At 69.9% G+C, this 12,126-nt stretch carries 14 protein-coding genes; 4 read left to right on the forward strand and 10 right to left on the reverse strand.

Going from position 1 to position 12,126, the window contains the following annotated elements; all coding sequences use genetic code 11:
- Window positions 1–55: 55 nt before the first annotated feature.
- The 3 genes from FKR81_RS25750 to FKR81_RS25760 are packed head-to-tail and all read right to left on the reverse strand — an operon-like array spanning window position 56 to window position 2,228.
- Window positions 56–991 carry a DUF3500 domain-containing protein gene (locus FKR81_RS25750; RefSeq protein WP_146355268.1) on the reverse strand — a complete coding sequence of 312 codons (936 nt, stop codon included), beginning with the start codon at window positions 989–991 and terminating at the stop codon, window positions 56–58.
- Window positions 991–1,761 (reverse strand): Tat pathway signal sequence domain protein, encoded by a 771-nt coding sequence (locus FKR81_RS25755; RefSeq protein ID WP_146355270.1) that lies wholly within the window; start codon window positions 1,759–1,761, stop codon window positions 991–993. Before FKR81_RS25755 ends, FKR81_RS25750 begins: the two co-directional genes overlap by 1 nt.
- Before the next feature lie 44 nt (window positions 1,762–1,805).
- Entirely contained in the window at window positions 1,806–2,228 is a 423-nt protein-coding gene (locus tag FKR81_RS25760; RefSeq protein WP_146355272.1) for a hypothetical protein, read from the reverse strand.
- An 85-nt stretch (window positions 2,229–2,313) separates the two neighbouring features.
- On the opposite strand from FKR81_RS25760, the gene FKR81_RS25765 reads away from it, so the two are divergent.
- Complete coding sequence (locus tag FKR81_RS25765) at window positions 2,314–2,880, forward strand: hypothetical protein (RefSeq protein ID WP_146355274.1); 567 nt, start codon at window positions 2,314–2,316, stop codon at window positions 2,878–2,880.
- Here FKR81_RS25765 and FKR81_RS25770 read toward each other — a convergent pair.
- Both FKR81_RS25770 and FKR81_RS25775 read right to left on the reverse strand, forming a co-directional pair.
- Entirely contained in the window at window positions 2,870–3,991 is a 1,122-nt protein-coding gene (locus tag FKR81_RS25770) for a PP2C family protein-serine/threonine phosphatase (RefSeq protein WP_235921767.1), read from the reverse strand. The genes FKR81_RS25765 and FKR81_RS25770 overlap by 11 nt on opposite strands.
- On the reverse strand, window positions 3,988–4,788 hold the full coding sequence (locus tag FKR81_RS25775; protein ID WP_146355289.1) for an alpha/beta fold hydrolase: 801 nt from the start codon (window positions 4,786–4,788) through the stop codon (window positions 3,988–3,990). Before FKR81_RS25775 ends, FKR81_RS25770 begins: the two co-directional genes overlap by 4 nt.
- Before the next feature lie 81 nt (window positions 4,789–4,869).
- Here FKR81_RS25775 and FKR81_RS25780 point away from each other — a divergent pair, with 81 nt between their 5' ends.
- The 3 genes from FKR81_RS25780 to FKR81_RS25790 are packed head-to-tail and all read left to right on the forward strand — an operon-like array spanning window position 4,870 to window position 7,156.
- Complete coding sequence (locus FKR81_RS25780; RefSeq protein WP_146355291.1) at window positions 4,870–5,211, forward strand: ArsR/SmtB family transcription factor; 342 nt, start codon at window positions 4,870–4,872, stop codon at window positions 5,209–5,211.
- Entirely contained in the window at window positions 5,204–5,722 is a 519-nt protein-coding gene (locus tag FKR81_RS25785; RefSeq protein WP_146355293.1) for an SRPBCC domain-containing protein, read from the forward strand. Before FKR81_RS25780 ends, FKR81_RS25785 begins: the two co-directional genes overlap by 8 nt.
- A 51-nt stretch (window positions 5,723–5,773) precedes the next feature.
- Window positions 5,774–7,156 carry a polysaccharide lyase 6 family protein gene (locus FKR81_RS25790; RefSeq protein ID WP_146355295.1) on the forward strand — a complete coding sequence of 461 codons (1,383 nt, stop codon included), beginning with the start codon at window positions 5,774–5,776 and terminating at the stop codon, window positions 7,154–7,156.
- On the opposite strand, the gene FKR81_RS25795 is transcribed toward FKR81_RS25790, so the two are convergent.
- From FKR81_RS25795 to FKR81_RS25815, 5 genes are all read right to left on the reverse strand, one after another.
- Window positions 7,153–7,710, reverse strand: coding sequence for a maleylpyruvate isomerase family mycothiol-dependent enzyme (locus FKR81_RS25795; protein ID WP_235921776.1), 558 nt, complete (start codon window positions 7,708–7,710; stop codon window positions 7,153–7,155). The genes FKR81_RS25790 and FKR81_RS25795 overlap by 4 nt on opposite strands.
- Window positions 7,691–8,659: an MBL fold metallo-hydrolase gene (locus FKR81_RS25800; RefSeq protein ID WP_235921768.1), complete on the reverse strand. Its 969-nt coding sequence runs from the start codon at window positions 8,657–8,659 to the stop codon at window positions 7,691–7,693. The genes FKR81_RS25795 and FKR81_RS25800 overlap by 20 nt, the downstream gene beginning before the upstream one ends.
- 10 nt (window positions 8,660–8,669) lie before the next feature.
- Window positions 8,670–9,095 (reverse strand): CBS domain-containing protein, encoded by a 426-nt coding sequence (locus FKR81_RS25805; protein ID WP_146355299.1) that lies wholly within the window; start codon window positions 9,093–9,095, stop codon window positions 8,670–8,672.
- Window positions 9,096–9,197: 102 nt separating this feature from the next.
- A complete protein-coding gene (locus FKR81_RS44425; RefSeq protein ID WP_146355301.1) occupies window positions 9,198–10,460 on the reverse strand; it encodes a HEAT repeat domain-containing protein in 1,263 nt (420 codons plus the stop codon).
- Between the two features lie 421 nt (window positions 10,461–10,881).
- Window positions 10,882–12,090 carry a DUF6923 family protein gene (locus FKR81_RS25815; RefSeq protein WP_407936554.1) on the reverse strand — a complete coding sequence of 403 codons (1,209 nt, stop codon included), beginning with the start codon at window positions 12,088–12,090 and terminating at the stop codon, window positions 10,882–10,884.
- Window positions 12,091–12,126 lie beyond the last annotated feature (36 nt).

A 12,126-nucleotide genomic window follows, 5' to 3' on the forward strand; every position in this document is an offset into this window, starting at 1 on the left:
GCCCCCAGAGCCGATGGTTGGACGTTTCCATCAGACCAGAAGTCTGCGAAGTTCGCTAGTGATTCCCGACGCTTTCGAAGTGCGCGGCGAGGAGATCGTCGCCGAAGTCGCCGGAGTGCCTGCGCCACACGGTGTGGGCGTGGTTGGCCTCGTTCGCGGTGTTGTCGTACTCGATCAGCAGCTCGGGTCCCTGGATGCGGTAGTAGTGGCCCTCGCCGCGCCGGGTCGATCCCTCCCACGAGAAGTGCAGGCGCTCCGGGTCGATCCGCTGGAACTCCTCGTCGGCCAGCTCGTAGGCGAGCCGGTCGAGGTAGAAGCGGACGATGTCGACGAGCAGCTCGCCCGACGACTTGCCGAGCTGCGCCGGCGTCACGCCCACGGGCTCGAGGTCGCCGACGCGCGGCGAGTTGCCGGTGCGGATGTCGTGGGGCGCGGTGTCGGACACGATCGCCAGCCGCCGCGCGGTCGGGCCCATGCGGTCCAGCAGCTCGCGGGCCAGTTCCTCCTCCAGCCGCAGCGGTTGCCCGACGACGCGGCCCCGGTACGTCACGCGTGCCGGGTTCGCGCCGAGGAAGAACGGCGTCGCCGACACCTGGCCCTCGGCGACGACGACGTTCACCGACAGGTGATGTCCCTCGATGCGCCAGCCCCACGGGTCGTCGCCGGGCGTGCCGAACAGCACGGTCCAGAAGTCGCCGTTGTGCCGGTCGCGGTGGCCGCCCTCGCGGTGGTCGAGCACGTCCTCCAGCGCCATGACCGCCGCGGCCTGCGCGTAGGCGTGTTGACTGAGAACTGTTGACAGCATGCCGTGCACGGCCTTGCGCTGCGGCCTGCGCAGCTCGCCGAGCACGAGACCGGGCCGTTCACCGGGCGTGTAGGCCCACCGGTGCCGCAGGTCGTCGTCGGTGATGGCTTTGATCGCTGCCGCGCGCTGGTCTCCGTCGAGCTCGTCGAGGAACCGGCGCGTGGCAGCGGCGACGTCATGCAGCATCATTCGAACTTATAGGCCTTCAGGTTGCGCAGCAGCAGGTAGCAGTTCTGCAGCGAGCCGGACGAGTCGCCGAGCGACCGGTAGATGCCCCACTTGGGCCGCAGCCGGTCGCCGAGCCAGGTGTCGACACCTGTCTTCGTCGCGTCGAGCAGCGTGGTCGCGCCGTCGCGGACGACCCAGCGGACGTGGCCGTTGCCGTTGCCCGCCTTGATCTCCACCTCGGTGTCGAACCACTTGTTGTGCAGCGGCGCGAGGTCGACGGTGCCGACCGTGAGGTCTCCCTCGAACACCTTGAGCTCGATCTTCTGCACGCTGCCGTAGCGGCGCAGCGACATCACCGTCACCGGCGCCGAGCCGAGTCCGGGCATCTTGGTCTGCATGATGTGCGAGAAGCTCGTCGTCGACTTCAGCGAGCTGGGGATGAACATGGAGTAGGTCCACTTCCACGTCTCGCCCTCGAAGATGTCGATGTTCTTCCCGCCCGCCTTCATGCCGCGGACCTCGTTGCGCTGCCGGTCGGTCGACGTGTCGCGGTCCCGCGTGTGCATGTCGAACCGGTAGTCGTTGCCCGACACGTAGATGTGCTTCACGCCGGGGTGCGAGCCCGCGCGGTCGTCCTCGACGCCCTCGAACGCGCCGAGCCCGTCCTTCGCGGGGGCGGGGCTCCACTTGAGGTTCCAGGTGGCCGCCGAGGCGACTCCCCCTCCCGCCACCAGCAGCGGCACCGCCGCCGCGCCTCCGATCAACGCCGAACGACGAGTGATCTCCACGCCCGTCTCCTCCTGAGACCAGGGCGGCGGTTTCAGGGAAAGGTCTATGCGTTCCGGATCACATCACCGGCGGCCGATCGTGTCAACGGCAGCAGGGCCAGCGGCAGCAACACCGCCGCCGCCAGCGAGACCACGTTGCCGGCCTGGTCCGCGAACGGCATGTGCTCCAGGTGGTTGAGGTGGAACACGAAGTGCGGCACCGCGAACACCACGTACCCGGTCAGCACGGCCCTCGTCAGGGTCTTCTCCAGCGTGACCGCCGCGAAGACGAGCACCGCGCACAGCGCCAGGTTCAGCGCGCCGAAGTCGCGCATCAGGTGCTCGTTGTACGGCGGGAACATCGCCACCCAGTGCACTCCGGGGAACGGCCCGTCGTCGAAGAACGACCGGGGCGCGACCAGGGCCCAGCCGCCGACGGCGACCTGGGTGACGGCGAGGAGGGACAGTCCGGCTCGAAGCAGGTTCATGCCATGCAGACGAGGCCGGCACCCCAGGTGTGACACCCGAGGCGCGGGGCACGACACACCAGGTGTCCGACGATCTGGAGGCACCATGCTCCACACGAGACGCTCAGCGGCGATCGCGCTGGCCACCACGCTGCTGGTCACCACGCAGGTCCAGGCGAAGCCACTGGAACACGTCCAGTTCCACAACGCGGGCAGCGACGTGATCGAGGACTTCTGCGGCGACCTGGAGGTCAGGTTCACCTTCGACGACCGGGGCACGTTCCTGTTCAACCAGCAGGGCCGCGACAGGCTCGCCCACAGCCACGTCAACCTCCACGGCACCGCGTCGTGGACCAACCTGGCGAACGGCAGGACGCTCACCCACGTCTACCACGTCACCGAGAAGGAACTGAAGGTCACCGACAACGGCGACGGCACCCTCACACTCCTGGTCCAGGCCTCGGGCTCGACCAAGTTCATCGGACCGGACGGGCAGGTGCTCAACGATCCAGGGCAGTTCCGGTTCGAGCTGCTGTTCGACCACAACGGCACGCCCGCGGACCCGAGCGACGACGAGTTCGTCGCGGACCTCGGCGTCGTCAAACCGAGCACCGGGCGCAACGACCTCGAAGGCCACGACCTCTGCACGGACGTGCACGAGCTCATCGGCTGAGCGCGAGGACGGCGGTGTCGTCGTCGAGTCCGTCGCCGAAGCCCTTCAGCAGGGTCTCGACGGCGACGACGGCGTCCGACGCCGTCGTCGGCGTCAGGCCGGTGGCGAACGTCAGCAGCGCGTCCTCGCCGAAGCGGTTGCGGCCGGCGTCGGTGCGCGCCTCGGTGATGCCGTCGGTGTAGAGCAGCAGCGTGTCGCCCGGCCCCAGCCGGACGGAGGCCGACGAGAACCGCGCGTCAGGCAGCACCCCGACGAGCTGGCCGCCGACGTCGACGTACTCGGCGACGCCGTCGTCGCGCAGCAGCAGCGGAGACGTGTGGCCGCCACCCGCCAGGGTGACGACGAAGTCGTCGGGGTCGAGCACGCCGAAGATGACGGTGCAGAACCGCGGGCCGTCCGAGTTGTGGCTGAGCACCCGGTTGAGGTTGGTCAGCACCGCGAGCGGGTCGGGGTCGTACACGGCCGCGGAGCGCAGCGTGTACCTGGTCAGCGACGTCACCGCCGCCGCGGGCGCGCCCTTGCCGCACACGTCGCCGAGGAACAGGCCCCACCGGCCGTCGGCGAGCGGGAACAGGTCGTAGAAGTCGCCGCCGACCTCGTCGGGCGACGCGTGGTGGTAGTAGGCGGCGATGTCGAGGCCCGGCACCGACGGCAGCGTCGGCGGCAGCAGGGTGCGCTGCAAGGTCGTCGCCAGCCGTTCCGCCTCCTGCCGGGCGCGCAGCAGCTCGCGTTCGTAGGCGCGCCGGTCGCGGGCGTCGAAGACGGTGATGCGGATGAGCAGGGGCTCGCCGTCGGCGTCGGTCTTCACCGCGCTCGTCACCAGCACCGGCAGCCGCGTGCCGTCGACGGCGACGACATCGAGCGCGAGTCCACCGACCTCGCCCTGCATGCGCAGCAGCGGCGCGACGTGCGTCTCGTGGTAGATCCGGCTGCCAACTGTCAACAGTTCGGGGAAGCGCTTGCGGCCGACGACCTCGTCGCGGTCGTAGCCGAGCCACCCGAGCAGCGTCGCGTTGACCTTGACGATCGTGCCGTCCGGAAGTGTCGACAGGTAACCGCACGGAGCCTGCTCGTAGAGCTCGACGAGGTCGTCGTCCAGCAGCGGGCTCACGCGACGGCGGCGAACTCGGCGATCGCCCGCGCGGTCGCCTCCGGGGCGCTCAGCTGCGGGCAGTGCCCGGTCGCGTCGAGCGTGACGAGCGCGCTGCCGGGCACGGAGGCGTGCACGTAGGCACCCACCTCGCGCGGCGCGATGGCGTCCTGGGTGCATTCGACGACGAGGGTCGGCGCGGTGACCAAGGCCAGGTCAGCCCGGTTGTCCGACAGGAACGTCGCGCGCGCGAACACGCGGGCGATCCGCGGATCGGTGCGGCAGAAGCTGTTGGTCAGCTCCTGCCCCAGCTCCGGCCGGTCCGGGTTGCCCATGATCACCGGCGCCATCGTCGCGGACCAGCCGAGGTAGTTCGACTCCAGCGACTCCAGCAGCTCGTCGATGTCCGCCCGGCTGAACCCGCCCCGGTAGTCGCCGTCGTCGAGGTAGCACGGCGAAGGTGTCAGCAGCACGAGCCCGCCGAACCGCGAGGGCGCGTCCGCGGCGGCGAGCACCCCGATCATCGCGCTCACCGAGTGCCCGACGAACACGACGTCCCGCAGGTCCAGCTCGTCGAGCAGCGCGACGACGTCGTCGGCGTAGCCGTTCAGCGACGAGTACCGCTCCTCCCGCCACGCCGTCATGTCCGACCGGCCGGCTCCGACGTGGTCGAACAGCACGACCTTGAACCGGGCCGCGAGCGCGGGCACCACGAGGCGCCAGATGTTCTGGTCGCAGCCGAAGCCGTGGGACAGCACGACGACGCGGCCGTCGGGCTGCCCGGTCACCGTCACGTGGTTCCTGTGGAACACGTCCATCCCGCCATCCTGTCACCGGTGACGAGCCGATCGACCTTCACCCGAAGGCACCATAGGTGATATAAACCTTACGTAATGAAGATGACACATGATGACGACGCCGTCTGGAAGGCACTGGCGCACCCGCTGCGCCGGGCGATCCTCGACGTCCTCCGCACGGGGCCGCGCACCACGGGTGAGCTGGTCGACGAGCTGGAGACCGGGCGGCACGTCGTCATGCAGCACCTCGGCGTGCTGCGCGAGGCCGACCTGGTCCTCGTGGAGCCGCGGGGCCGGAAACGGGTCAACCACCTGAACCCCGTGCCCATCCAGCAGATCCACCAGCGGTGGGTCGCGCACTACGAGGAGAACTGGGTGGCCGCGCTCGTGAACCTGAAGCACTCAGCCGAGCGCCCCGAACAGGAGGGACAGGACGTTGGCTGACACGGAACTGCTGCACAGCATCACGATCGCCGCCCCGATCACCAAGGTCTGGGCGGAGCTCACCAGGCTCGACGGCAAGCAGCGCGCCATGATGGACGCCGTGCTGGAGTCCACTTTGGAGCCCGGTGCGCCGTTGTACTACAAGTCGCCGGACGGCAAACGGGTGTTCGTCGTCGGCCGCGTCGTCGAGGTCGACCCGCCGAACCGCCTGTCGCACACACAACGGCTCACGATGCGCGACGACCCGTGGACCGTGGTCACGTGGGAGCTCGAGGAGATCGACGGCGGCACGCGCGTGACGCTGCGCAACTCCGGCTGGCCCGAGGGCGTCGAGCGGCTCGACAAGGTCGACACCACGTGGAAGGGCATCCTGGCGGCGCTCAAGCAGGTCGTCGAGACCGGCGACGTCGGCACCGGCCTGAAGCTGCAGTACGCGATGATGCGCGCGTTCATGTGGGCGATGCCGGCCGGCACGAAGACGGAGAACGTTCCGGAACCGCCTGCCGCGTAATACGCTGCGAGCACGCTCCTTGACCGCCGCCACGCGGAACAGGAGACCCACATGCACCGAACCAGCGTTCTGCTGGCGGCGAGCGTGCTCAGCGCGGCGTCCATCATCGGAATTCCAGCCCAGGCGGAACCCTCTTGCGCCAGAACGGTTCCCGTCGCGAACACCGCCGAGCTCCAGAAAGCGCTGACCGGGTCCAAACCCGGTGACTGCGTCGTCGCCGCGGACGGCAACTACTCCGCCGTCACGGTGACCGCGAAGGAAGTCACGATCAGCGCGCGCAACCTGGGCAAGGCGGTGTTCACGTCGGGTTCGTTGCAGCTCAAGCAATCCGTCGACACCACGCTGTCCGGGTTCACCTGGACCAGTGGCGGCAACATCATGTTCACGGACTGCGTCGGTTGCCGCATCACGCGCTGGACGTTCCCGAAGCGGTCCGGCGGCGGCGAGCTGATCGACTTCGCCGGGTCGAAGAACGACCGCAACCGCATCGACCACTCGGACTTCGGGCCGCGCGGCCAGAAGGGCCGCTACATCTACGTCCGCGGCGGCAAGCCGACGCTCGCCACCCGGACCCAGATCGACCACAACCACTTCCACGACGTCGGATCAGGCCCGCAGGGCGGCGAGTGCATCGTGCTCGGCGGCGTCGGCGCGTGGGGCGACTACCAGAACACGTTCAGCGTCGTCGAGCACAACCTGTTCACCCGCTGCGACGGCGACGCCGAGGTCATCTCCACCAAGGCCTCCAGCAACATCATCCGGCACAACACCGTCCGCGACTCCAAGGGCCAGATCGTGCTGCGCGCGGGCAACAAGAACCAGGTGTACGGCAACGTGATCCTAGGCTGGAACAAGGAGGGCGCCGGCGGTATCCGCATCCACGAGGAAGATCACCTGATCTACAACAACTACGTGGAGACCAAGGACGCGCCGCTGATCGTCGGCGGCGGCACCCCGCGCGGACCCGGCTTCAGCCACGCGCAGGTGTTCCGGCCGAAGATCGTCAACAACACGTTCATCGGACGCGACGACGGCGTGCACATCGGCCAGTCCGGACGGCTTCCCGTGGTGGACATGACGTTCGCGAACAACGTCGTGCGCGCGCACGCCGGCAAGGTCGTCAACGTCAAGACCACGCCCACCCGGCCGATCTACGTGTCCAGCATCCTGCACCCGCAGGGCAGCGCGGCCGCGGGCATCACCGGGCCGGCATTCCTGGTGGCAGACCCCAAGTTCGCGCGCTCCGGTGAGCTGTTCAAGCTCGCCGACGGCAGCCCGGCGGTCGACAAGGGCTCGACGGCGTACGAGTTCGTCACCGTCGACGTCGACATGCAGGCTCGTGCGGCGCACGACATCGGCGCGGACGAGCGTTCCACCGCACCGGAGTCGTACCGTCCGCTCACCGCGGCCGACGTCGGACCGCTGGCTCCCTAAGGCCAGGGGCCGAGCTCGGGCAGGTCGCCGATCTTCGCGGTGACCTGCCCGGCGTACGCACGGCCGGCGAGCCACGCCGTCACATCCGTCGGATCTCCCAGCAGCACAACGTCTTCCGGCACGCGCACCCGCAGGAACTCCTGCGTGTGCGCGTTGAACTCGGCCGGCCAGTCCGGCGCGGCGAGCGCGAGGTCGGCCGTGTGGATCTCGATCTCGCGCCACAGGCAGTAGACCGTCGCGGTGACGTCCGACGAGCGGTAGGTGGTCGGACGCGTCCAGTCCTCTGTGGACGCCCAGGCGGCAGCGACACGGGCGACCGCGGCGGTGATCGCGGCACGGTGCTCGTCCGCGTCACGCCCGGCCTGCGCCTCGATCGCCGCGTCACGCGCGGGACGGCCGCCGTCGTAGACCTCGGTCAGCGTGCCGGCGATCGCGTTCTCCGCCTGCCGCGCCATCGCGTCCGTGATGCCGGCGATGTGGGCGAGCACGTGCCCGCGCGTCCATCCCGGCAACGCCGACGGCGCGCGGACGTCGTCATCGGTCAGGTCGCGCACCAAGCGGGTCAGCCGGGTGCACGACGCCAGCACCTTCAGGCATAGCAATGGATCGGTCCCCGTTGTAGTCGATCATGTCGCCCCACACCTTGATCGGTTCGAGACGCGTCTCGAGCGGGTTGCCGTCGAGCTCGCTGTACGCGCGGTGCAGGTTGCCGACGAGCCGCTCGCTCTCCTGCCAGCGGTCGAACCGCGTCTCCTTCTTGCCGCGCACGACTTCCAGCGGCGTGCGGCCGGCGGCGTGGCCTTCGCGCGCGAGCTCGTCGACGTGCCGCGCGTACGCCTCCAAGTCGTCGAGCAGCGCGGTGACCTCGTCGCCGCGGCGCACCGGACCGTGGCCCGGCACCAGCACCTCGGGCTCCAGTGCGCGGATCCGCGCCAGCGCCTTGGGATAACCGGCGACGCTGCCCTCGGCGAGGAACGGCTGCCCGCCCGCGAACGCGATGTCGCCGGTGTACAGGACGCGCTGCTCCGGCAGCCACGCGACGACGTCGCTGCGCGTGTGCGCGGGGCCGACGTGGTGCAGCTCCAGCGCGCGCTCACCCAGGTGCAGCGTGAGCGAGTCCGTGAACGTGACGTCCGGCGGCCGCACCTCGATGTGCCCGTAGTCGGGCCCGGTGAGCACCTGCGCCGCCAGCAGGCCGGCTGCGAGCACGTCCTCGCGGCACTTCACGTGCCCGATGATCGGCGTCTGGGCGGGCATCAGCCAGTTGCCGTACGTGTGGTCGCCGTGGTGGTGGGTGTTCACCAGCGCACGCGGCCGCCGCGCCGTGACGCCCTCGACCGCGGCGAGCAACGCACGGTTGCGCGCCTCGGTCGAGGTCATGTCCACGAGCACGACGGACCCGTCGTCACCGACGACGAGCCCGGTGTTGTTGATCATCCAGGACCCGTCGGGCTGGATGTAGGCGTGGGCACCTGGTGCCACCTCGACGAGTTCGGGCTTCACCCGATCAAGGTTAGCCAGTGATGTACGCCTGGAGCTGGTCCTGGTTCGTCTCCAGCTGGCTGATCCTGCTCTTGACCACGTCGCCGATGCTCACGATGCCGACGAGCTCGCCGTCCGACAGGACCGGCACGTGCCGGAACCTGCGTTCCGTCATCACGACGGTCAGGCTGTCGACGGTGTCCGACGGCGTGCACGTGAACACCTCGGCCGTCATGATCTCCGAGACCGGCACGTCCAGCACCGCCGCGCCGCCTTCGACGAGCCTGCGCACGATGTCCCGCTCGGACACGATTCCCTCGACCCCTGAGGGTCCCACGACGACGATGGCCCCGATGTTGTGCTCGGCAAGCGCTCTGAGCAGCACGGTCACCGTCGCACTCGGTTCGATCGTCGCGACCTTCGAGCCCTTGGTCCGCAACACGTCCGCGATCCTCATGTGGCGCCTCCAGATCCTCACGCGGTCCGGTGACCTACCTCTCCCAGGTTAGGGCGGATCCGGACAGAACGGGAGATCTTGACGCCCGATAGGACCACGCCGTCAGGTGGATCCGAGCAGAAATCGCAGCTCATCGGCCGTTTGGTCGCCCAGAACTGATCGAGCGCCCGCCACGAGTGATGCGAATTCGATGCCGTCGCGAGCCGACATGTAGGCGGTTCGGCTGTCGTGGACCATCCAGTTCCGGAGGTTCGCGAGCGCTCCCGCCCCCAGTTCCGGGTCGTGCAGGAGCACCAGGTCAGCGCGGACCCGGCTCCGCGGCCCGCGCTCCCGCAGCAGCCGGTGCGCGGCGCGCCGGGCGTGCGGCACTCCCGCGTCGAGCAGCTTCCACAGCGCCTGCTCGGTGAACGGCACGTCGAGCAACGACCTGGCCGCCTGTTTGACGACCGCGGCGGACGGGTCGGTGAGCATTCCGAGCAGCCGCTCGACGGGCACGGAGAACCCGAGCAGGCGCAGCGCGCGCACGGCCGCCGCACGCGCCCCGGCCAGCGGGTGCTCCAGTGCGGGCAGGATCAGCGGGACGTCCGCGGCCGCACCGATCTCCCCCAGGCCTGCGATGGTCGCCGGGGTGAGCGGCGCGGACCGGTAGTGCTCGGCAGGCTCCTCGCCCGCGCGCCGCAGCGCGACCTGGGCGGTGGACCGGACGAGCGGGCTGCGGTCGTCGAGCGCACTCCGTGCCACGCCGAGGTCTCCGGCCCGCGCGAGCAGGTGGACGACGTCGGCCCTGACCGCGGCGATCCGGTTCGACGCGAGCTCGCGCACGATGCCCAGCTGCCCGGTGGCGCGGGCGGTCCAGATGGCCTTGACCGCGCAGTGGGTGCGGATCACGTGGTCCTTCTCGAACCGCACCGCCGCGCGGAGCAGGTTCAGGGAGAGCCGGTCCGCGTCGATCGCGGCGGCGTACGCGGCTCGTTTCACGAGCACGTCGTCGGCCTTGAGCGCGGCGTCGAGCACGTCGGGGCTCGCCTCGCGCAGCGCGGTGACGATCCGGTCGACCAGCCAGCGCCCTTCGGTGCGGCGGCGCAACGCGAAGGCGATCCGGCCGAGCCCGACGATGCCGTGCGGCGTGTCCACCAGGGACTCGCACGCGCGGCGCGCGGTGTCGCGCACCTGCGGAACCCAGTCGGCGCACCGCAACGCGAGCACCGCCAACGCTTGCGGCGTGCCGAGTGCGGCCGGCTGCGCCACCGCCCGCTCGCGGACGTAGCCGCTGCGGTCGCACGCGAGCCACACCGGTTCGCGCGGGTGGTCACCCCACCTCTGCCGCACCCGCGCGTCGAAGTCGATCCACTCCTGTGCCCCCATGGGGCAGAGGGTGTGCCGTCAGGGCCGCCCGATGCAAACGAATAGCGGCCCTGACGGCGGGTGGCTCAGCCGCGGCGCCTGACGGCGTACTGGCGCGGGTTCACGACAGCGCCGGTCTGGCGCTGGGCGGGAATCTTCCCGCCTCCGTGCTTGGCCGCGCGCCGTTCACGACGGCTGAGCTGTGGCTGGGACTGGGACTGGTCTGGTTCGGGATGCTGTTCGGCAGGCATGCGAGAACCTCCTCGGAAGTCAGAGGGGTGCACGAAGAGGCGGCCGGGACACGGCCGCGACAAGACCCGCGAGGGTCACCTGGAGACATGAGAACGCGCGGCAGCGGATGCGCTGCGGGGCGGGAAGAAGACCTGTCAGATCGTCACGCCCACCACGCTAGCGCCGCTGCCGCGCGTCGCCAACCGATTTATTACCGCCGTGCGCGGGAAGCCGCTCCCGAGGCGCCGAGCAGCACGAGCACGATCGTCGCGATCGCCCACTTGCGGGTCTTGGTCAGCGCCGTCGGCTCGGATGCCGCGGCCACCGCGCGGCGCGGTTCCGGGCGTTTCATCGGCGCGCGCGGCGCCACCGGCTGCGGCGGCGTCGCGGAGCTGGACGGCGGCGCCGGCGGCTGGAGCGCCGGGGTGGCCGCAGGCGGTGGGACCGCGGCGGGTGGTGCCTGCGGCTTCGGTGCGGGCGGCGGCACCGGCTGGGCGGGCGGGATCGGCACGTTCGACCTCGGCGGCATCGGCGCCGGGAGGCAGCCCGCGCCGTCGACGAAGCCGACGGGCACGCCGCTGCCGACCTCGGTGGCCGCGTACGCACCGCCGAGCGCGACGTGGAAGAAGCGGCTGCGGTTGAGGAAGCCGTTGTTCAGCGCGTACAGCGTGCCGGTGGGACCAGCGACGACGGCGCCGTACGTGGAACCGCCGGGCAGGACCTCGGGTGCGGCGACCTTCGTGACCGCACCGGACGCCGGGTCGATCGTGACGACCTTGCCGGGGCCGTGGCCCTCCGACGAGAGGCCGTAGAGCCTGCCGTCCACCGGGTTCACCGCGAAGTCGTCCAAGGAGGACCCCAGCCAGCCCGGTTCCAGCCGGACGGACGACACGATCGCGAGGTACTGCGGGCTGGCCGGGTCGATGTTGACCGCGTGCAGCTTCTCGTTGTCCCGCAAGTAGAACAGGTTCCCGACGACGGCACCGGCGCTGACGTCGTCGAACTTGTACCAGGGCGCGCGGATCGCGCCCATGTCCGTCGCGACGCCCTGCTTGTCCAGCAGCACCACGTGCGCCTGGTGCAGGGGCCACTCGTGGCGGGTCCGTGTGCTGAGCGCCACAAGCCTGCCGAGCGCGGTCGAGTACCCCAGCGCATTCACCGCGTAGTCGAGACCGGCCACTGTGGTCACTCCACCGGTGGACACATCTACTCGATAGAGGGTCGACAGCACACCCCTGGCAGAGGCCCTGACTTGAAACGCTTCGCAGTTCACGGGTGCGGCTTGCGCAACGGGGCTGGTAGCGAGGGTAAAAAGCGCCAATAGAGACGCTGTAGTACTCAACGCAACCAAATCAGGCCGCCACCGCAATGGAGCAGCCCGCTGCGACAATCGGGTATTTCTGCCGTCGTTGAGCCGCATTCCCACCTAGCCACAATTCATCGGACCGTGCTGTAC

Source organism: Lentzea tibetensis (genome assembly GCF_007845675.1).
GTDB lineage: Bacteria > Actinomycetota > Actinomycetes > Mycobacteriales > Pseudonocardiaceae > Lentzea > Lentzea tibetensis.